General features: G+C 30.6%; 19 protein-coding genes. 7 read left to right on the top strand and 12 right to left on the bottom strand.

What is annotated here, in order from left to right:
- Positions 1-3 precede the first annotated feature (3 nt).
- The 6 genes from AC3VJB_RS02955 (at position 4) to AC3VJB_RS02930 (ending at position 4,753) form a co-directional block, all read left to right on the top strand.
- Positions 4-510: a nuclear transport factor 2 family protein gene (locus tag AC3VJB_RS02955; RefSeq protein ID WP_497651266.1), complete on the top strand. Its 507-nt coding sequence runs from the start codon at positions 4-6 to the stop codon at positions 508-510.
- 168 nt (positions 511-678) lie between these two features.
- Positions 679-2,139 (top strand): potassium/proton antiporter, encoded by a 1,461-nt coding sequence (locus AC3VJB_RS02950; protein WP_047789416.1) that lies wholly within the window; start codon positions 679-681, stop codon positions 2,137-2,139.
- Positions 2,140-2,183: 44 nt separating this feature from the next.
- Positions 2,184-2,555: a hypothetical protein gene (locus tag AC3VJB_RS02945; protein ID WP_047789415.1), complete on the top strand. Its 372-nt coding sequence runs from the start codon at positions 2,184-2,186 to the stop codon at positions 2,553-2,555.
- A 100-nt stretch (positions 2,556-2,655) separates the two neighbouring features.
- Positions 2,656-3,120 (top strand): hypothetical protein, encoded by a 465-nt coding sequence (locus tag AC3VJB_RS02940; RefSeq protein WP_497666733.1) that lies wholly within the window; start codon positions 2,656-2,658, stop codon positions 3,118-3,120.
- A 210-nt stretch (positions 3,121-3,330) separates the two neighbouring features.
- Positions 3,331-3,732: a hypothetical protein gene (locus AC3VJB_RS02935; protein ID WP_073183051.1), complete on the top strand. Its 402-nt coding sequence runs from the start codon at positions 3,331-3,333 to the stop codon at positions 3,730-3,732.
- Between the two features lie 52 nt (positions 3,733-3,784).
- Positions 3,785-4,753: a hypothetical protein gene (locus AC3VJB_RS02930; protein WP_437824402.1), complete on the top strand. Its 969-nt coding sequence runs from the start codon at positions 3,785-3,787 to the stop codon at positions 4,751-4,753.
- A gap of 554 nt (positions 4,754-5,307) precedes the next feature.
- Here the strand turns inward: AC3VJB_RS02930 and AC3VJB_RS02925 are convergent.
- From AC3VJB_RS02925 to AC3VJB_RS02915, 3 genes are all read right to left on the bottom strand, one after another.
- Positions 5,308-5,847 (bottom strand): hypothetical protein, encoded by a 540-nt coding sequence (locus AC3VJB_RS02925; protein ID WP_253056322.1) that lies wholly within the window; start codon positions 5,845-5,847, stop codon positions 5,308-5,310.
- Between the two features lie 65 nt (positions 5,848-5,912).
- The gene (locus tag AC3VJB_RS02920; RefSeq protein WP_047789409.1) at positions 5,913-6,473 is read right to left on the bottom strand and encodes a hypothetical protein; all 561 of its coding nucleotides are present in this window, start codon (positions 6,471-6,473) and stop codon (positions 5,913-5,915) included.
- Between the two features lie 41 nt (positions 6,474-6,514).
- The gene (locus AC3VJB_RS02915; protein ID WP_159490833.1) at positions 6,515-8,035 is read right to left on the bottom strand and encodes a helicase HerA-like domain-containing protein; all 1,521 of its coding nucleotides are present in this window, start codon (positions 8,033-8,035) and stop codon (positions 6,515-6,517) included.
- Positions 8,036-8,121: 86 nt separating this feature from the next.
- Here AC3VJB_RS02915 and AC3VJB_RS02910 point away from each other — a divergent pair, with 86 nt between their 5' ends.
- On the top strand, positions 8,122-8,754 hold the full coding sequence (locus AC3VJB_RS02910) for a 7-carboxy-7-deazaguanine synthase QueE (protein ID WP_167713981.1): 633 nt from the start codon (positions 8,122-8,124) through the stop codon (positions 8,752-8,754).
- A gap of 50 nt (positions 8,755-8,804) precedes the next feature.
- Here the strand turns inward: AC3VJB_RS02910 and AC3VJB_RS02905 are convergent, their stop codons facing one another.
- From AC3VJB_RS02905 to tgt, 9 genes are all read right to left on the bottom strand, one after another.
- On the bottom strand, positions 8,805-9,677 hold the full coding sequence (locus AC3VJB_RS02905) for a cation diffusion facilitator family transporter (protein ID WP_167713982.1): 873 nt from the start codon (positions 9,675-9,677) through the stop codon (positions 8,805-8,807).
- 151 nt (positions 9,678-9,828) lie between these two features.
- A complete protein-coding gene (locus AC3VJB_RS02900; protein ID WP_437824397.1) occupies positions 9,829-11,280 on the bottom strand; it encodes a TolC family protein in 1,452 nt (483 codons plus the stop codon).
- The gene (locus AC3VJB_RS02895) at positions 11,270-14,518 is read right to left on the bottom strand and encodes an efflux RND transporter permease subunit (protein WP_497666732.1); all 3,249 of its coding nucleotides are present in this window, start codon (positions 14,516-14,518) and stop codon (positions 11,270-11,272) included. The genes AC3VJB_RS02900 and AC3VJB_RS02895 overlap by 11 nt, the downstream gene beginning before the upstream one ends.
- A gap of 24 nt (positions 14,519-14,542) precedes the next feature.
- Positions 14,543-15,625 (bottom strand): efflux RND transporter periplasmic adaptor subunit, encoded by a 1,083-nt coding sequence (locus AC3VJB_RS02890; RefSeq protein WP_497666731.1) that lies wholly within the window; start codon positions 15,623-15,625, stop codon positions 14,543-14,545.
- Positions 15,626-15,768: 143 nt separating this feature from the next.
- Positions 15,769-16,194, bottom strand: a complete 426-nt coding sequence (locus tag AC3VJB_RS02885; protein WP_047789402.1) for a hypothetical protein — start codon at positions 16,192-16,194, stop codon at positions 15,769-15,771.
- A 122-nt stretch (positions 16,195-16,316) separates the two neighbouring features.
- A complete protein-coding gene (locus AC3VJB_RS02880; protein ID WP_047789401.1) occupies positions 16,317-17,270 on the bottom strand; it encodes an acetyl-CoA carboxylase carboxyltransferase subunit alpha in 954 nt (317 codons plus the stop codon).
- 106 nt (positions 17,271-17,376) lie between these two features.
- Positions 17,377-18,276: a DMT family transporter gene (locus AC3VJB_RS02875; RefSeq protein WP_394421432.1), complete on the bottom strand. Its 900-nt coding sequence runs from the start codon at positions 18,274-18,276 to the stop codon at positions 17,377-17,379.
- Entirely contained in the window at positions 18,263-19,348 is a 1,086-nt protein-coding gene (locus AC3VJB_RS02870) for an LptF/LptG family permease (protein ID WP_047789399.1), read from the bottom strand. Before AC3VJB_RS02870 ends, AC3VJB_RS02875 begins: the two co-directional genes overlap by 14 nt.
- 1 nt (position 19,349) lies before the next feature.
- A complete protein-coding gene (gene tgt / locus AC3VJB_RS02865; protein WP_047789398.1) occupies positions 19,350-20,480 on the bottom strand; it encodes a tRNA guanosine(34) transglycosylase Tgt in 1,131 nt (376 codons plus the stop codon).
- Positions 20,481-20,515 lie beyond the last annotated feature (35 nt).

Here is a 20,515-nt window from a genome sequence, read left to right as displayed (position 1 = left end):
ACTATGAATGATTTATTTGACTTCTTCTTTAAGGGTAACTTTTTTATGAAAATAGTTACACTTCTATACACACTCTTACTTTCATGGGTAATGAATGGACAAGTACAAGAAATTCCTAACTACAAACCTGTTGATATTGATCTACACAATCAAATTGTAAAAATGGATAGTATATTCTTTAACGCTTATAATACTTGTGACATGAAAACACAAGCAGATATTTTAAGTGATGATATTGAGTTCTTTCATGACAAAGGAGGTTTATCTACCTCTAAAAGTGAAATCATAGCTGCCACTAGAAAAAATATTTGTGGTAAAGTTACTCGTACCTTGATAAAGGGTAGCATTGAAGTATATCCTATTAACAACTATGGAGCCGTTCAAATAGGTTATCATAAGTTTTTTAATAATAGAGAACCTAATGCCAAATCTGTTCCTAGCAAGTTCATTGCTATCTGGAGAAAAGAACATGAAAAGTGGTTAATAACAAAAGTTATTAGCCTGCATTAAAAATATAGTTGACACTAACAACATTAGTTCATTGGTTAGCTAACTCCGATGACACTAATACTTGGTTTTATTAGTTAAGCCAAAGCTGTACAGCTTTGGCTTTTTCTTTGCATGAATCTCACTTATTAAAATACTAAAACCTATATCTTTGTTTAAAACATTCCTTGTATGAATTTAACCATTGAGAACATTTTATTAATAGGGTCTTTATTACTTTTAATAAGTATTATTGTAGGAAAAACATCTTATAAATTTGGAGTTCCTACTCTACTCCTTTTTTTAAGTATCGGAATGCTTGCAGGCTCTGATGGTATTGGAGGTATTATTTTTGACGACCCAAAAGCCGCACAATTTATAGGAATTGTTTCTTTAAATTTTATTCTATTTTCTGGTGGTTTAGATACAAATTGGAAAGCTGTTAAACCTATACTTAAAGAAGGGTTAGCACTTTCTACTTTAGGAGTATTGCTTACCGCTGTTTCCTTAGGACTATTTGTTTGGAATGTTACCAACTTTACGATATATGAAAGCTTATTATTAGGTGCTATTGTTTCTTCTACCGATGCTGCAGCTGTATTCTCTATTTTACGCTCTAAAAACTTAGCATTAAGAGAAAACTTGCGCCCTACTTTGGAGCTAGAAAGTGGTAGTAACGACCCCATGGCTTACGTATTAACTATAGCTTTTTTAACACTAGTTATTCATCAAGATCAAAGCTTAACCTCTATAATACCTTTATTTTTACAGCAAATGATATTTGGTGCTATTGCTGGTTTTTTGTTTGGTGTGCTTAGCAAAAAAATAATAAACTCAATAAAACTTGATTTTGAAGGGTTGTATCCTGTTTTGGTTATTGCACTTATGTTTATTACTTTTTCTTTCACTGATTTTATAGGTGGTAATGGCTTTTTAGCTATTTATATTTGTGCTGTTTATTTAGGAAACCAAAACTTAATTCATAAAAAAACTATTTTAAAAATGTTTGATGGATTAGCTTGGTTAATGCAAATAGTACTGTTCTTAACCTTAGGACTACTTGTTTTTCCTTCACAAATTGTTCCTTATATTGGTATTGGACTTATTATTTCACTCTTCTTAATTTTTATTGCTCGACCTGTAGGAGTTTTTATTAGTTTACTTTTTTTTAAAATGAAATTAAGGAGGCGTTTTTATATTTCATGGGTTGGCCTACGTGGGGCCGTTCCTATAGTATTTGCTACCTACCCTCTTTTAGCTGGTATAGATAAAGCTAATATTATTTTTAATATCGTATTTTTTATATCAGTTACTTCTATTATAATACAAGGTACAACACTTAGTATTGTTGCAAAATGGTTAAACGTTGCTTTACCTGAAGAAACAAAAAAATTAAGTGCCACAGATATGTTGTTAGAAGAAAATCCAAAAGCTTTAATGCAAGAAATTATAATTACAGAATCATGCAAATCGGCAAATAAAAAAATTGTTGAATTAAACTTTCCTAAAAACGCTATTATAGCCATGATAAAAAGAGATGGTAACTATATTACTCCTAATGGTTCAACTACAATAAATAATGCTGATATTTTAATTGTTCTTGCTGATAAAAAAAGTGTTTTTAAAGAAGTTAATGAAAGTCTTAAAAATTAACTTTTTATGAGTTTTAGTATTATTTAATAAAGTAACTTTGCAGTATGAATAAGGTTTTGAAATTTCTAAGTCTACTTTTTATTACAACGGTATATTTTACCGCTATTGGGTATACTCAAGAAGAGCAATCTTTTTCTAATAAGTTACGCAAACCTAATTCTGCTCTTAAAGAATATAAACAAAAGCTTTCTTCTAAGGGGTTACAGCACACTACAGAATCAGAAAATCTTACCAATCACTTTAACAACCTTCCTTCTACTAATGTAAAAAACACATTCTCAGAAGCAGGCATCAATTTTAAATCTGTTGAATTATTTTTCAACAGAAAATATATTCAATACATTTCTTTATCAAGAAATACTATAGTAAACTATAGAAAATCTGATTTAATATTTCCTTTTCATTACCATTGGTGATTTTTTTGAACTTTAATATTCAACTAATCAATTTTATCATAAAAAATATACTCTTAACTAATAATTAATTAAGAGTAAAACCCAATTTAATTAAAAATAAATGGATTTAGGAACCATAATCATTGGTGCTATAATATTAGTTATATGTATAGTTCCTTTTATACTTGTACGTAAAAAACAATTAACAAAAAAGAAGAAAAAACTTCAAATACTAAATAATATTTCTCTAGAATATAACTGTAATATAGAAGAATATGAATTTTGTAATGATTTTGTTTTAGGAATTGACAAATCTAAAAACTATCTTTTCTATTTTAAACAATCTGAAGAAAACATACAAAAAGAAGTCATTAATCTACAAACAATTGAAGAATGTATTGTTATTAAAAAAACACGAAGCATAAACGATAGAACAATTGAATTAATAAAGTTGAATTTTATAAAAGATAATGAAACTACTTCAATTATTATTTATGATGAAAAAAAAGACCTGTTAATTAGCAACGAATTACTAGTGGCAAATAAATGGGCTCTTCTAATTAATAGTAGTTTAAAAAAACAATAAGTTTTAATATCTAATCTAAGCCTTAGAATTACTTAAGGCTTAGATTTTTATTAAACTCTTTTTATACTTGCCTAACATTTTTTTTATGAATATTTTCGACAAAAATTATAGTTATAAATTAACTGCTATGTAAATACAAAAAGAATAAAGTGATTACCAAAAAAGTTTCTTCGTTCTTTCTATTATACAAACAACATTAAATAAGTGAATATGGGAAAAATTAAAATTGAAAGCACTGTTGGTGCTAAAATTTATGCTAATGAAAAAGAACTAGGTTTAATAAAAAAAGAAAACAAAGAATATGTAGTAGAAAACGGCAGGTATGAAATCTATGCCAAAGCGTCTTGGTGTGGTAGTCAAAAAATAAATATAAATGTTACCGATGATAAAACCATCACCTTAACTCTTAACAGTTTTAAATACGAGGGAATTATAAGAACAATTATGATGTTACTTGTTGCTTTATTTATGTTTTCAAAAAGTCTCATTTTTTTAATTCTTGCAGGAATTATTATTCTATATCCTTTATACTATATTTCTTTTGGAAAAGATAATTACTTAGAATTAAATGAGAAGCATGAAAACAACCTAGTTAATACACAAAACATTTAATTTTTACTTTAACAAACCACAACTTGTTTAATTAATACACCTATAAAAAGCTATGAACTACAAAATAATAAAACTACTCTTTGACCCAAGAGAAACGATTAATAAAAAAGAATTTTTATTTGGAATAATAATTTTATTCATTTTAGCCTTCTCTCTAGTTATTAATTTTATCACAAATATTAGTATCACAGCATTTATAAGCCATAAAGGAGTTCAAAAATTAGCTACATATCAAATTATACAGCCATTTACTATCCCTTATTTGCCTATTAACTTTATACTTTTTTACAGTTCTATTATTCTAGCAATTAAAAGAGTTAAAGACCTTAATTCTAAAGTATGGGTAGGTGTACTAACCGGAATATTTATCTTTCTTTTTTTTGATGTTACTTTCTTAAAAACAACTACTAGCACAGGAACGCTTTCTAATTTATTAGGAGTAGAAATAAATAATGAAGTAAAAAATTATCATCTATTTAATATGGGGATTTATATACTTTTAGGAGTAAGTTCCATATTCATTCTTTCGATTCTAAAAGGGACAAAACACTATGTAAAAGATGTTTACAATAAAGGAAGATTAACCATCTTTCAATTTATTAATCAATTAGGTTTTTTACTTATTATCATTTTTGTCTTGTCTATACTTTTTATTACTCTTTTTGGTATCGCTAGTAATAACAATACTCTTAATCTCCTTAATCGAAACATGTTTTGGCAATCAATTATTCTTGGTTTTACTGGTCTTTTAATTATTATGTGGTATTTAAAACTGGTTTACATGAGATTAAAAAACACTACTTTTTCTTTCTTGAACTATTTTTTATGTTTTATAGTTTATATTATAAGTTTAGCCTCTTTGATTATAATAACATATAAAGTTGATAATTTAAATTACATAAATACATATCAAACTTTTTTCTCGCTTATTAATATAGCATTTTCATTTATAAACCTTTCTTTATTTTTGTTAGACAAAGACTCGAAACCACTAGTGCTTGGTATTAAAAAACACAATTAATTAAACAGTTCTTCTGAAATTTTTAAATTCTCCTAGATTGATCATTACTAATCACATGGAAACGATTAACTATTACCCATTAACAAAAAAACTTAAAGTTATACTAACTTAATATAATCTATTTAGTAAGACTCGTATTTTTTATAAAGATGGAAATAATAACTATTGAGTAAAAGCCTCTTTATATCAATATTATTGTATATTAACCATTATATGAGTTATATGAAATATAAAACCCTATTCCTTTCTTTTTAATTAATCACAACTTCAACATTTACTTAAAGTACCCCTGTAGAAGTTAGTAAAAATGATTTTCTATAGGTGACTCTATTAAAGTTAAGTCAGCTATTTAAAAAACAGAACACTCAACATTTATTCTCTTGAAAATTAAAAGGTTTTTTCTATAAATATTTTTTTATAAACTCTAAAGTTATTAGTGTTAGCTATAAAACTATGATTGATTACTTATTAAAAATTGAATTGTCCATCTCCAGAGTAAGGAGAGGAGAAGTAATAAAAAAATACTGTAGCTTTGTAATTATGCAATGTTTCATTTACTCTTTTTCAGCTTCCCAAATTGGAGCAAGATTTCTTTTAGCGTCTTTAAACTTATCAGGCATATTTTTAAAAGGAGTAACAACAAAAGTAAAGCTGTCGTCTGCACTAAATCGCCAATAATTTCCTTTTAATGCTCCATCTTCTGTTTCAACATTCCAATCAGGGATATTAATTAAAGAGAATTCTTTAGCTTCTTTATTAAAATCTAAAGCAAAATCTCTTAATACATTTTCAGAAGGATACTTCAGTATAATTTTTGCGTTTAAATCCCCTTTATCAGTAACATAAAAAGTACATGATTTTGATGGATAGGTTTCTATTTCTTTTCTCCAATTTCTTGCTATCACCTTTTCTAGCTCTGTACTAACTTGCATACTATCTGCTTCATTCGCTATAAGTGCAAATATGTTTTCTTGAACTATGGTTATTGTTTGCTTATTTGGGTTTATGGTAACGGTTGTTTTCTCCGCTCCTATCCTACTGTTTTCTCCAAAGAAAACTCCCAATACAAAAAATGCTATTTTTATTACTTCCATCTTTTAAAAATTACATAGCTGTTATTAATTAAAAAGCCGAAACATATGTTTCGGCTTCAAATATTTTAGTTAAACCAAATAGTAAATGATTTAATTTTGGCTAAATCTGGAATTTGTTCTTTGGTTACTTTTTGAGTACTAAATTCTTTTAAACCTAAATCTTCATTATCAATCGTTATTGTTGCGTTTAAATCATCAATAAATAAGGTTGCTGATGAAAATGATGACTCTACTTTACTTACCTTAGTATTTGCATTAATTTCTTGAAAAGTAGATTTTATATTTACTCCTGATTTTGTTTTAAAACGATCATCAAAAATCTCAATACTCTTAATTGTTGACGTAGAGTCTAATTGTTCTTTTGGAGTAATTGTTAGTAAATGCTTTCCTCCTTTTTCATATACTAAATACTTATCATCTTCTTGAAAAAGATTATTTCCTTTAGCCCCTTCACTTAATACTTTAACTACTGAGTCTTGCTTAAATACGTTTTCTATTTCGTTAACAGTTGTTTTCGTTGTTAACTTTCCTACTTTTCCTTTAGCAATATCAAATTTGCTATTACCACACTGGATAAATAGTACTGATATTACTGCGATAACTAAAGGTTTCATAAATGTTCTCATTTGTCTTCTTTTATATTTAAAACGTCTATTTCTTGTATTTTTTATTTTATTACTTTTTTCAAAATTCCAAAGGCTGCTCTTATAAAGGTAGCACTGGTTAATACCTTTACTATTGGGTTCATACGTGTGCTTCTACTACGTGTTGAAGATTTTCTTCTTGTTTTTTCTTCCTCCTCTTTGCGTGCTTCTTCAGTTTTTTCTTTGTTGACTTTTTCTATCTTCTCGTTTAGCATTTCGTAAGCACTCTCCCTATCAATAGTATCGTTGTATTTCGGGATTAATCTTGAATTATCTAAAACTTGTTTAATTTCCTTATCTGTTAATACATCCATTCTACTCATAGGTGCACGTAACATGGTTCGTGCCAATGGTGTTGGAATTCCTTTTTCATTTAATACAGAAATCAACGCCTCTCCTATTCCCAACTGTGTTAATACTTCTTTAGTATCGTAATATTCAGAATCTGGATAGTTTTCTGCGGCTAATTTAATTGCTTTTCTATCTTTTGCTGTAAAGGCACGTAAGGCATGTTGAATCTTCATTCCTAACTGTGCTAATACGTCTTCCGGAACATCTTTTGGGTTTTGTGTTACAAAGTATAATCCTATTCCTTTAGATCGAATTAATTTTACGATGCTTTCTATTTGACTTAACAACGCTTTTGAAGCTTCATCAAATACTAAATGGGCTTCATCTATAAAAATCACCAATTCTGGTCGACCACTATCTCCTTGTTCTGGAAAAGTTTCATATACCTCAGCTAGTAACTGTAGCATAAAGGTTGAAAACAACTTTGGTCTATCTTGAATATCTGTCAAGCGTAATACAGAAATAACGCCACGTCCGTTTTCATCAATACGAGTTAAATCGTCAACATCAAATGATTTTTCTCCGAAGAATAAATCACCTCCTTGTTGCTCAATTTCAACAATTTTTCTAAGAATAGCCCCAGTACTTGCGGTAGAAATTCGTCCGTATTCTTTTTTAATCTCTTCTTTTCCTTCATTGGTTATGTATTGAAGGATTTTCTTGAAATCTTTTAAGTCTAATAACGGTAATTGGTTATCATCACAATATTTAAAAATAATCGCTACAATTCCAGATTGTGTTTCAGTCAAATCTAAAATACGTGATAATAAAACAGGTCCAAATTCAGAAACTGTAGCACGTAAACGAACTCCGTTTTGTTCTGAAATTGATAAAATTTCTATTGGATATTTTGTTGGAGTAAATGGTATTCCGATTTTTTCATGGCGTTCATCAATCTTAGCATGCCCTGGGCTTGGTTGTGCTAATCCACTTAAGTCTCCTTTTACATCCATTAACAATACAGGTATTCCTTTTTCTGACATGTTTTCTGCCAGCACTTGTAAGGTTTTTGTTTTTCCTGTTCCTGTTGCTCCAGCTATTAATCCGTGACGGTTTAATGTTTTTAAAGGAATATTTACATGAGCGTTTGTTACAGTTTCTTCTCCTAACATTCCTGCTCCTAGCGTAATAAACTCTCCTTTTGTTGTATAGCCCTCTTTGATGTAATTGAAAAACTCTTCGGTTTTACTCATTATTTATGACCTTTTTTGTGATAAAAACACGTAAAAGTAACAAAAATCATTCATTAATTTTTAATGTTGCCTATCTTTGCACTCTTATGTTGAAAAAAGAAGTACAAGAGTTAATTAATACAGGAGAAATGCTTCCGTTAATGGAAGAATTTTACACGATTCAGGGAGAAGGGGCACACACTGGTACTGCTGCTTATTTTATTCGTATTGGTGGTTGCGATGTAGGTTGCCATTGGTGTGATGTAAAAGAAAGCTGGGATGCTAATTTACATCCGCCTACAAAAACGGATATTATTGTTGAAAATGCAAAGAAATATGCCGAAACTGTGGTAATTACAGGTGGAGAGCCTTTAATGTGGAGTTTAGACTATATTACAGGGCAACTTCAAGAAAAAGGTATTAAAACACATATTGAAACTTCTGGAGCGTATGACTTTTCTGGGGTTTGGGATTGGTTTTGTTTATCGCCTAAAAAAACAAAATTACCTTTAGAACGTGCTTATCAAGAAGCAGATGAGTTGAAAATGATTATTCATAATAAAAATGATTTTCAGTTTGCTGAGGAACAGGCTGCTAAAGTTGGTAAAAAATGTAAATTATTTTTACAACCTGAATGGAGTAAAAAGGAAAAAATGACTCCTCTAATTATTGATTATGTGATGGAGCATCCTCAATGGAAAATTTCCTTACAAACACACAAGTATTTAAATATACCATAAACAAAAAAAGCAACCATACTTCGACTACGCTCAGTAAAAAGGTTGCTTTTTTAATATTCATTAGGTTCTATATGAATTAAAACATGCTCCAAGTCTGGGAGTTTTTCTCTTAAATAGTCTTTTAATTTATGAGCAATATCGTGTCCTTCTTTTACTGTAATAGTACTATCTACAATCGCATGTAAATCTACATGATATTTCATTCCTGCTTTACGAACAAAGCATTTTTCTGTTCCTAAAACACCTGTCACTTCCATAGATTTTTCTCTTATTTCTTCTATTAAATCATCATATACATGTTCATCCATTATTTCACCCAGTGCTGGTCTAAAAATTAGGTAACTATTGTATAAAATAAAGAACGAAGCCAATAAAGCTGCCCAATCATCAGCAGTTTCATAACCTTCTTTAAAAATAAGTGCTATTGAAATCCCTATGAATGCCATTACAGAAGTAATTGCATCACTTCTATGATGCCACGCATCTGCTTTTAAAGAAGAACTATTAGTTTCTTTACTCTTTCTGATAACCACTTGAAAGGATATTTCTTTCCAAATAATAATTGCCCCTAAAACGAGTAACGTCCATGGTTTAGGAGTTTTGTGTGGAGTTTGGATATTCTGTATACTTTCATAGGCAATAATTGTAGCCGAAGTTACCAAAAAAGCAACTACTACAAAGGTGATTAAAGGTTCTATTTTTCCGTGTCCGTATGGGTGATTTTTATCTGCAGGTCTTTTCGCATATTTCAACCCTAACAACACTAAAAGAGAAGAAAAAATATCGGTAGTAGATTCAATTGCATCTGCTATTAACGCGTATGAGTTTCCAAAAATACCTGCTAGTCCTTTTATAATTGCTAAACTAGTATTGCTTAGAATACTAAAATAGGTGGTTTTTATAGCTAACTCTTCTTTACTCATTGAATTATGATATTACAATCTCTTTTTATGAGGTTGTACGAAGGTACTTGAAAAGTATTGAAAAAAAAAGACTCACCAATTAGCGAGTCTCTTGGATAGTTTATAAAACTACCACTTTAACAACAATTAATAGTTAATAACGAATGAAAAATTAGTTCCAGCCTCCTCCTAAGGCTTTATATACTTTTACATTTGCTAATAATTGATCTCTTTTCGTTTCTATGATTTCAATTTTAGACTCTAATGCTTCTCTTTGTGTTAACAACACTTCTGTATATTCTGCTCTTGCTGATTTAAACAAACGAACTGAAAGATCTATAGATTCATTTAACGCTTCTACTTGTTGCTTTTTTAAATCGTAACTATTTTTCAAGTTGTCAATTTTTGAAAGCTCATTGGCTACTTCTAAATACGCATTTAAAATAGCTCTTTCGTATTCATAAACAGCTTGTAATTGTTTATTATTGGCTGTTTTATAAGCTGCTTTTATCGCATTTCTATTGATTAAAGGTCCTACAATATCTCCTGCTAAAGAATAGACTAACGATTCTGGTGTTGATGTTAAAAACTTAGGTTTAAATGCTTGTAACCCCACTCCTGCTTTAATTCCTATTGATGGATAAAAATTAGCTCGTGCTATTTTGGTATTCAATTTAGCTGCTGCTAACTCGTATTCAGCTCTCCTTAAATCGGGTCTGTTTTGTAACAGTTGTGATGGAATTCCTGCTTTTACTCCTTCAATAGGTTTGTCTATAAAATTATCTGAGTTTCTTTCTATAGGTTGTGGGTACCTTCCTACTAAAAAGTTAATTTTATTTTCAGTTTCTACAATCTCTTGTTGAAGTTCGTATAGGTGACTTTGGTTTTTAAGTACACTCGCTTCAAACCTACGTACTGCTAATTCTGTTGTTCTTGCGGCTTGCTTTTGAAGCTTTACCATTTGCAATGCATTTTTTTGAATCTCTAAGTTTTGTGAAACCATAGATAATTCATTATCTAATGCTACTAATTCGTAATATGAATTTGCAATTTCTGAAACCAAATTAGTTACCATAAAGTTTTTTCCTTCAACACTAGCTAAGTATTCTAATACTGCTGCTTTCTTCTCATTTCGTAACTTCTTCCATACATCTAGCTCCCAAGAAGCTGAAAGTCCTATTGAAAAATCAGTTAATGGTTCAGGAAATTTTTCCCCTTCGCGGATATCTAAATTTTCTTCTACAGCACCATTTCTAGTATACTTCCCAACCTTTTCTAATTCAGCTCCTGCATACATATTTACAAACGGTAAATACTCACCTTTTTTTGCTTTGATGTTATTTTTTGAAATAGCTACTTGTTGTAACATTATGTTCAACTCTTGGTTCTTTGATAAAGCTGTATCTATCAGAGAAATTAAATGTGAATCTGAAAAAAAGTCACGCCATTTAATAGTAGCTGTACTTAATGAGTCTGCTGGTTGATTCTTAAAATTCTCTGGTACTGCTTTGTTCTCCTCTCTTAATACTTGATTTGGCACGCAAGAGCACAAAATTAAGAGGACAAGCACACTTAAAAAGTGTGCTTTTTTTATTACAAATGAACTTCTTCGTTTAGTTTTCATTGTTTTCTCTTTTAATTATTTTCTTTAGAAGTTTTTTAAGCTCTGTTATTTTAACTTTTGTTTTACTTCCTTCAACTTCATTTATTCTTATAAACTCTTCAGAAACTGGTTCATTAGCTTCGTCTTTAATTAAGCTTCTTCCATCACTCATTTTAGCAAATATGTAATAGAGACCTGGTATAATTAAAACTCCGAAAATGGTTCCTATTAACATTCCTCCTAAAGCTGACCCACCAATAGTTCTGTTTCCAATAGCTCCTGCTCCGTGAGCTATAACTAACGGTATTAATCCTGCTATAAATGCAAATGAAGTCATTAAAATTGGCCTGAATCGTTCTTTAGCTCCTTCAATAGCTGCTTCAAAAATTGTAGCTCCCTGGCTTCGTTTTAGTACTGCAAATTCTACAATTAACACTGCATTTTTACCTAATAAACCAACCAGCATTATTATTCCGATTTGTGCATATACATCATTCGCTAGGCCCATTAGTTTTAAGAGTGTGAATGACCCGTACACTCCTACTGGAAGTGAGAAAATCACTGCTAATGGCAGTATAAAACTTTCGTATTGTGCTGCTAACACAAAGTATACAAAAGCTAATACAATGATGAAAATATACACTGATTCATTACCTCTTTGTGCTTCATCATAGGTAAGTCCTTCCCAAGCAACATCATACCCTCTTGGTAATTCTTTTGCTGCTACTTCTTTAATTGCGTTAATAGCATCTCCACTTGTGTATCCTGATGCTGGTAACCCTCTAATAGCTGCTGAATTATATAAATTGTATCGTGTTATCTCATTAGGTCCTAGTTTTTTTTCTAAACTCATGAACGCTGAATAAGGCACCATTTTTCCTCCCTCATTTTTAACATATAGTTTTTCTAAATCTGAAGGGATTCTCCTGTATTCTGGCGCTGCTTGTGTATACACTTTAAAAAATCTACCAAAACGAATAAAACCTTGTTCATAGGTACTACCTATTAAAATGTTTAGGTTTTCCATGGCTTTACCAATGGTTACTCCTTTTTGCATCGCTTTTTTATTGTCGATTTTTAATTCGTACTGCGGATAGTTTGCAGAATAAAAAGTAAATAAACCTGTAAGCTCTTTTCGTTTTGATAACGATTCCATGAATTTGTTATTGATACGTTCAAATTCGTGGTAGTCTGTTGAGTTTGTTTTATCTAATAAACGCATTGAGAATCCTCCTGAAGATCCAAAACCTGGTACTGCTGGTGGTTCAAAATATTCTATAACCGCCCCTAAATCTTTGGTTTCTTCTTCTAATTCTTCCATGATTTCATGTACAGAATGATGACGTTCTGACCATGGTTTTAAGTTAATTAAACAGGTACCTGCATTGGATCCTCTACCTTCGGTCATAATTTCATATCCTGCTAAAGATGAAACTGATTCTACTCCTTCGGTTTCTTCACAAATCTGTTGTAGTTTTCTTGCTACTTCATTTGTACGTTCTAAGGTAGCACCTGGTGGTGTTTGAATAATAGCATAGATCATTCCTTGATCTTCACTAGGAATAAAACCTGCTGGTAATGTTTTATTGGTAATAAATATTCCTGCACAGAAAGCTAGTAATACTCCAAAGGTTAACATTCTTCTTGCTACGATTCTGTTTAACACTTTTACATATCTTCCTGTAAGTTTTTCAAACCCTTTGTTAAACCAATCAATAAATTTATCTATTATTGATTTTTTTCTTTCTTTTCCGTGGTTATTCTTCAACATTATTGCACACAATACTGGTGTTAATGTTAATGCTACCACTGCTGAAATAATGATAGAACCCGCCATTGTTATAGAGAATTGTCTGTAAAAAACTCCTACGGGCCCTGTCATAAATGAAATTGGCACAAATACAGAGACCATAACCAATGTAATTGCTAAAATAGCTCCCCCTATTTCTCCTAATGCTGCCTTAGATGCTTGGTAAGGTGTAAGATGTTCCTTCTCCATTTTTAAATGGACTGCTTCTACCACCACAATAGCATCATCTACCACAATACCTATGGCTAACACTAATGCAAACAGCGTAATTAGGTTTATTGAAAGCCCAAAAAGTTGCATTACAAAGAACGCTCCAATTAAAGATACTGGCACTGCTATAATTGGAATTAAGGTTGATCGTAAATCTCCTAAGAAGAGAAACACCACAATTGCCACTAAAATAAAGGCATCTCTAAGTGTATGTATTACTTGTTCTATTGAGGCATCTAAAAAGTTAGAAACGTCATAACTAATTTGAAAGTCAATACCTGGAGGTAGATCTTCTTTTAGTTCTTTTAGTTTTTCTTTTACCGATGCTATTACATCACTACCATTACTTCCAAAGGTTTGTTTTAAAACAATAGATGCTGATGGGTGTCCATCTAAATTTGAGTAAATATCGAAGAATTCACTCCCTAATTTTACTTCGGCAACATCTTTTAGTTTTAAAATTTCTCCCTCTTCATTTGCTCGAATAATAATGTCTTTGTACTGATTTGGTTCGTTATACCTGTTTTGATAGGTAAGTACGTATTCTAGTGATTGTGATTTGATTCCTGAACTTCTTCCTAATCTTCCAGGTCTTGCCAAAATACTTTGGTCTTCCATCGCTTCTAAAATTTCTTCTGCAGAAATATTATAGGCTCTCATTCGGTCGGGTTTTAACCAAACTCTCATCGCATATTTTCTACTTCCTAAAATTTTAGCACTGGCGATACCGTTGATTCGTTGAATTTCTGGTATCATTTTGGTATATGCATAGTTGTATAGGAACTTTTCATCGTTATTTTTTTCTTTACTAAAAAGGTTCACATACATTAACATACTTGGTTGTACTGGAGTAATAATTACTCCTTCTCGCTGTACTAATTCAGGTAATAAAGGCATTACTTGATCTACCCTTGTTTTTACCCTTACTACTGCTTGGTTGGGATCTGTACCGGGTTCAAAAATTACACGTAGGGTTCCTTCTCCTGCACTGGTAGCATCAGAAGCGATATAACGCATTCCTTGTACTCCATTGATGGCTGTTTCTAGAGGAATTAGTGTTGAGTTTACCAATACATCTGCACTTGAACCTGGGTATGCTATAAATATGTTTACCGTGGTTGGTGCAATTTGTGGAAACTGTGATATTGGGAGTTGTTTTATTGATAACAACCCCGTAAAAACAACTATTATCGAAATAACAATTGCTAGTACTGGTCTTTTTATAAATTGACTAAACATGTTTTGTTGAATTTTAGTTTTTGATTACTCTGCATATAAGTCTAAACTAGACATTACAGCATTTGGCTCTTTAAACTCAACATGTATCTTTTGTTGATCTTTTACCATACGGATTCCTTCTAACAATATTTTATCGTTTTCTGTAAGTCCTTTTTCTACTATAAATAAGTGTGGTAATTCTGCTTCTACAGTAATTTCTCGTTGTTTTACTATATTGTTTTTATCTACTACAAAAACATATTTTTTATCTAATACTTCAAAAGTGGCTTTTTGTGGAATTATTAAAGCTCCTTCGTACGGAACTTCCATTAAAATACTTCCTGTTTCTCCGTGTCTTAAAATTCCATCTGGATTTGGGAAAGTTGCTCTAAAGGCAATGTTTCCTGTTTCATTGTTAAACTCTCCCTCAATCGTTTCTACAATTCCTTTTTGATTGAATGGTTTGTTATTTGCCATTAAAAGTATTACTTCTTTTTTCTTGTCTTTATCTTGACTCATTATATAGTCTAGATATTCTGTTTCTGGCACATTAAAATATACCCACATTTTGCTATTGTCTGATAGTGTTGTTAGGAGTTCTCCTTCATCTAACAAACTTCCTTTTCTAACATGTAGGTGATCCATTATACCATTAAACGGTGCCTTAATACTTGTAAAACCTAGGTGTGTTTGGGCTAGCATTACTTCTGCTTTTGCTTTTTCGTAATTTGCTTTTGCTAAGGCTAATTCGTTTTTAGAAACTACGTTTCCTTCTGCTAATAATTCCGTGTTTTTATATTCAATTTCAGCAGCTTTTGCCTCAGCTTTTGCTTTTTGTAAATCTGCCTTATAAACGTTTGCTGATATTTGAAACATGTTTTGTCCTTTTTTTACATGCTGTCCTTCATCAACAAATACTTTCTTTAAATATCCTTTTTCTAGTGCCCTCAATTCTATATGCTGAATGGCATGTATTTGACTTACATAATCTTTGGTTATTGATGTATCTTTTTTAATAGGATTGGTTACAAGGAACTTTGTTTCTGGATGTTTAGATTCCTTTTTTGATTCGCAGCTAATATTAATTAATAGCGCAAATAGGCTCATGAAAATGAAGTTTTTTTTCATTTTTTGTATGTATTTGTAAAGTTAGAGTGAGTGTGTAACCATTGAATACCAATGGTTATTCTAAAAATTTAATTAAATTCTTATGTGTGGGTATATAAAGTAAACTAAATAAAAGGTTTAGGTTTACTTTACCGAAGAGGGTATCAAATTATAAAAACTTGAAATTTAATATGCAATTTTAAAATAGTACTATAAGTGTACTCTTTAAAGCGTTGTGCTTTTTCTTTTACTACACAAAACTGGCACTCAAAAAACTGCGCATGTAAAATGGCTGATAAGTAACTTCCGAATTTTGACAAACTTTCATCTACTTCATTTTCGTCTTGGGTTTTGTCTTCAATTTCACTGATTTCGAAATAACTCTCCCTTTCAGAATCTTGATATTTTTCGCTAAAAACGTAATTACTGATGTGTTGAGTAATAAATTGTGGCTCTTCTTTTACGTTTACAGATTTAAAAGTAGCCACTGAGGTAGTTGTATCAAAAGTCTTTTGGTCTGCATATGATGTAGACCATCCTTTTAATAAAAGTATTAATAAAAATAGATATTTATTAAATGTATTACTCATTTCAATCGGCAAAATTATAGATATATATTCATTTAACAAATAATTCGTATTGTAAAATATTTATAAAACAAAAAAACTCGCCGATTGGCGAGTTTTAATAGTATGTTTTTTAGAATATAAAGCTATTCTTTATAAACTCCCATATTTTCGTATTTCTCCATACGCTGAGCTATCAACTCTTTATCTTTAAGCTTATTAAGTTCTTCGTACGCTTTTATAATTTGCTCTTTAACAGCTTTAAAAGTTCCTTCACGGTCAGAGTGTGCACCTCCTAAAGGTTCTTTTATGATATCATCAACTATTTTTAGTTTCATACCATCTTCTGCCGTTAATTTTAATGCTTCTGCTGCTTTTTCTTTTTCTGACCAACTACGCCATAAAATAGAAGAACAGTTTTCAGGTGAGATAACTGAATACCAAGAGTTTTCTAACATATATACTCTATCTCCTACTCCTATTCCTAAAGCTCCCCCTGAAGCTCCTTCTCCAATAATTATGGTAATAATTGGAGTTTTTAAGCGAGTCATTTCAAAGATGTTACGAGCAATTGCTTCTCCTTGTCCACGTTCTTCAGCTTCTAATCCTGGGTAAGCACCTGGAGTATCTACTAAAGTTACTACTGGTATTCCAAATTTTTCAGCCATACGCATTAAACGTAATGCTTTACGGTATCCTTCTGGGTTTGCCATACCAAAGTTACGATATTGACGTGTTTTGGTATTGTATCCTTTTTGCTGACCTATGAACATAAAAGATTGGTCTCCAATCTTACCTAGTCCTCCAATCATAGCTTTATCATCTTTTACACTACGGTCACCGTGTAATTCCATAAATGTATCTCCACAAAGTGCTTTGATATAATCTAAGGTATAAGGACGATTTGGATGACGAGATAACTGTACGCGTTGCCATGCCGTTAAATTCTTATATATATCTTTCTTAGCTTTTTCTAATTTTTTTTCAATCTTCTGACATGTAGCTGTAACGTCTACATCACTTTCTTTTCCTATATCAAAACATTTTGCCAACTGATCTTCTAGCTCTTTTATTGGCATTTCAAAATCTAAATATTCCATTGTATTCTTGTATATAGTTTGATTTTCTAATTTACTAGTTAGTTGTTTGTAAAGGCAAACATACTAAAAAATTGTACAGTTTACCTTCATCACTTTTCTTAAAATATTATTTTTTTATAATTTTCTTTTTTATGGAAGAAACATTTTTGAGTACTCCATTTAATAATACTACTATTAAAACAATACAAGCCCCGTAATAAAACTCTGGATTCATTTGTTCTTTTTCTCCAAATATTAATAATGCTAAAATAATAGCGTATATAGGTTCTAAATTAATCGTGAGCATTACTGTATAAGGTGTTAAATACCTCATTACTTGCACTGAAGCTATAAAAGCATAGGCTGTACAAATACTACTTAAAATGAATAAATATATCCAGTCACTTGTTTGTAATTGAAAAAACTCTATTGAAAATTTTTGTGTAAATAATAAATATATAGTTACTCCTAAAACTCCAAATAATAACTGATAAAATGAAATAGTATTTGCTTCGTGTTTTTTTATAAACAAACCGTTTAGTACTGAAAATAATGCGGAGAGAAATGCTGAAATTAATGCATAAATAATACCTAGTGTATACTGACTTTCAAAATTAAAAATAATGTACAATCCCATTATTACTAACAAGCCTAATACTATTTCTATTGTTTTTATTCTTCTTTTAAAAAAGAAAGGTTCTATAAATGAGGCAAAAAAAGCTCCAGTACTCATCATTACTAAAGCTACAGATACATTTGATACTTTTATTGCTTTGAAAAATGTTATCCAGTGTACTGCTATAACTACTCCTGAAATGGCAAACTTAATTAATGCTTTTTTTTCTACTTTAAATGACTTCTTCCTTATTAAAAAATATAAAGCAATAAAACCTACTGCTAACAACATTCTAAACCAAACTAAAGGTACTGCATCAATTGATATTAATGCGCCTAAAATAGCTGTAAACCCCCAAATAAATACGATTAAATGTAAGAGTAAGTAATTCTTTAATTTATCTCCTTGCATTGAAATATAAATAAACAGCGTATAAACCAAATACCACATTAGGTCCCCAAACATTTAACAATGCATTTGCTCCTGCTACAGCTCCTAATACTTCTGCTACTTTTAAAAAGAATACATAAATAAACATAACGCTTATACCTATTGCCAAATTAACTCCTATGCCTCCTCTAGTTTTCCTATGTGCTAGTCCTACCGCAATTAACGTTAATATGTAGCTCGCAATTGGTAAACTTGTTCTCTTATATAATTCTACTAAATAAGCATTTAAGTTTTTTATTCCTCTTTTTCTAGACACTTCAATAAACTTAATCAACTCTGGTGAGTTCATTTCTTGTGCCATTATATTTTTATAATTAAAATCTTCTGGTGTAAATGTAAATGTAGTATCTAAACTTTTCCCCGAAAAGATACTATCTCTTTCTTTAAAAATTTTTCGTTCTTTCCAGTTATATAATTTAAACGTACTATCTTTTTCCTTCCAATTAATATTATCAGCTATAAGTTTCTTTTTTAATTTAATACCGTCATATAAATCTATTGAAAAATTATAGCCTGAATTTCTTTTTAAATCAAAACTTTGAATGTATACATAAGTACTATCATTCAATTGTAAGCTAAACTCTCGGATGGAATTATCTGCATACTTTTTTTTCTTTAAATACTTCTTTTCAAAAGCTTTTCGTGTTTTACTACTTGAGGGTACAAAAAAATGGTTCATTGAGAGTGCTATTGCACAAACTATAGTTGCTCCTATAAAATATGGAAATAAAAAACGTGTGAATGATACTTGTGAGCTATTGATTGCTACAATTTCTGTGTTACTTGCCAGCTTAGAAGTAAATAGTATAACTGCTATAAACAATGCTAATGGCATAAATGTATTAGCATAGTAAATAATAAAGTTTTTATAGTAATCGTTAACTATTTCAAACAATGTTAAATTTTCTTCTCGTAAAAACTTATCAACTTTTTCTGCAATATCAATAGCTACCGCAATAGGTATTAAAATAAGTAATGTAAACAGAAAAGTTACTAAGTAACGTTTTAATATGTACCAATCTAGTATTTTCAAATTACAAACGTTTATCCATTTGTTTTACCATTTTGTCTTTCCATTCAGTAAAATCTCCTGCTATTATGTGTTTACGTGCTTCACGAACTAACCATAAATAAAACCCTAGGTTATGAATAGAAGCTATCTGCTTTCCTAACATTTCTCTTGCAGCAAATAAGTGACGTAAATAGGCTTTAGAATACATGGTATCTACCCAAGTAATGCCCATTTCATCAATTGGAGAAAAATCGTTTTCCCACTTTTTATTTTTAATATTTATGCTACCATGTGCTGTAAATAACATTCCGTTACGTGCATTACGAGTTGGCATTACGCAATCGAACATATCAACTCCTAACGCTATGTTTTCTAAAATATTAATTGGTGTACCAACTCCCATTAAATAACGTGGTTTGTCTTCTGGTAAAATTTCAGTAACCACTTCTGTCATTGCATACATTTCTTCAGCAGGTTCTCCTACTGATAATCCTCCTATCGCATTTCCTTCTGCTCCTGAGTTTGCTATATACTCTGCTGATTGCTTACGTAAATCTTTGTATGTACTTCCTTGTACAATTGGAAATAAAGACTGACTATATCCATATTTTGGAGGCGTGTTCTCAAAGTGTTTTATACAACGATCTAACCAACGGTGAGTCATGTGCATAGATCGTTTTGCATAGTTATAATCACAAGGGTATGGCGTACACTCATCAAAAGCCATAATTATATCTGCTCCAATGGTACGCTGTGTTTCCATTACATTTTCTGGTGTAAAAAAATGTGTAGAGCCGTCAATATGACTTTTAAACTTTACTCCTTCTTCATTTATCTTCCTTCTTCCTGACAAAGAGTATACTTGATATCCTCCACTATCAGTTAAAATATTACGATCCCAATTCATGAACTTATGTAAGCCTCCTGCAGCTTCTAAAGTTTCTAATTTTGGACGTAAGTATAAATGATATGTATTTCCTAAAATAATATCAGGATTGATTTCGTCTTTTAATTCTGATTGATGTACTCCTTTAACCGTAGCTACTGTACCTACAGGCATGAATATTGGAGTTTCTATGGTTCCATGATCAGTAGTAATAACGCCTGCGCGTGCTTTACTTTTTGGATCGGTTATTTTTAAGTCAAATTGCATAAGTGGCAAAGATACACATGTAAGTTGAATGTTTA

Source organism: Tenacibaculum sp. TB-53, from assembly GCF_059716285.2.
Note: the sequence above shows the minus strand (reverse complement) of the source record. Positions and strands in the feature narration are given on the sequence as shown.

Bases quoted from the DNA above. Each gene is read 5' to 3' on its own strand.
- AC3VJB_RS02955 (WP_497651266.1), top strand. From the start codon at position 4: ATGAATGATTTATTTGACTTCTTCTTTAAGGGTAACTTTTTTATGAAA.
- AC3VJB_RS02950 (WP_047789416.1), top strand. From the start codon at position 679: ATGAATTTAACCATTGAGAACATTTTATTAATAGGGTCTTTATTACTT.
- AC3VJB_RS02945 (WP_047789415.1), top strand. From the start codon at position 2,184: ATGAATAAGGTTTTGAAATTTCTAAGTCTACTTTTTATTACAACGGTA.
- AC3VJB_RS02940 (WP_497666733.1), top strand. From the start codon at position 2,656: ATGGATTTAGGAACCATAATCATTGGTGCTATAATATTAGTTATATGT.
- AC3VJB_RS02935 (WP_073183051.1), top strand. From the start codon at position 3,331: ATGGGAAAAATTAAAATTGAAAGCACTGTTGGTGCTAAAATTTATGCT.
- AC3VJB_RS02930 (WP_437824402.1), top strand. From the start codon at position 3,785: ATGAACTACAAAATAATAAAACTACTCTTTGACCCAAGAGAAACGATT.
- AC3VJB_RS02925 (WP_253056322.1), bottom strand. From the start codon at position 5,847: ATGGAAGTAATAAAAATAGCATTTTTTGTATTGGGAGTTTTCTTTGGA.
- AC3VJB_RS02920 (WP_047789409.1), bottom strand. From the start codon at position 6,473: ATGAGAACATTTATGAAACCTTTAGTTATCGCAGTAATATCAGTACTA.
- AC3VJB_RS02915 (WP_159490833.1), bottom strand. From the start codon at position 8,035: ATGAGTAAAACCGAAGAGTTTTTCAATTACATCAAAGAGGGCTATACA.
- AC3VJB_RS02910 (WP_167713981.1), top strand. From the start codon at position 8,122: ATGTTGAAAAAAGAAGTACAAGAGTTAATTAATACAGGAGAAATGCTT.
- AC3VJB_RS02905 (WP_167713982.1), bottom strand. From the start codon at position 9,677: ATGAGTAAAGAAGAGTTAGCTATAAAAACCACCTATTTTAGTATTCTA.
- AC3VJB_RS02900 (WP_437824397.1), bottom strand. From the start codon at position 11,280: ATGAAAACTAAACGAAGAAGTTCATTTGTAATAAAAAAAGCACACTTT.
- AC3VJB_RS02895 (WP_497666732.1), bottom strand. From the start codon at position 14,518: ATGTTTAGTCAATTTATAAAAAGACCAGTACTAGCAATTGTTATTTCG.
- AC3VJB_RS02890 (WP_497666731.1), bottom strand. From the start codon at position 15,625: ATGAAAAAAAACTTCATTTTCATGAGCCTATTTGCGCTATTAATTAAT.
- AC3VJB_RS02885 (WP_047789402.1), bottom strand. From the start codon at position 16,194: ATGAGTAATACATTTAATAAATATCTATTTTTATTAATACTTTTATTA.
- AC3VJB_RS02880 (WP_047789401.1), bottom strand. From the start codon at position 17,270: ATGGAATATTTAGATTTTGAAATGCCAATAAAAGAGCTAGAAGATCAG.
- AC3VJB_RS02875 (WP_394421432.1), bottom strand. From the start codon at position 18,276: ATGCAAGGAGATAAATTAAAGAATTACTTACTCTTACATTTAATCGTA.
- tgt (WP_047789398.1), bottom strand. From the start codon at position 20,480: ATGCAATTTGACTTAAAAATAACCGATCCAAAAAGTAAAGCACGCGCA.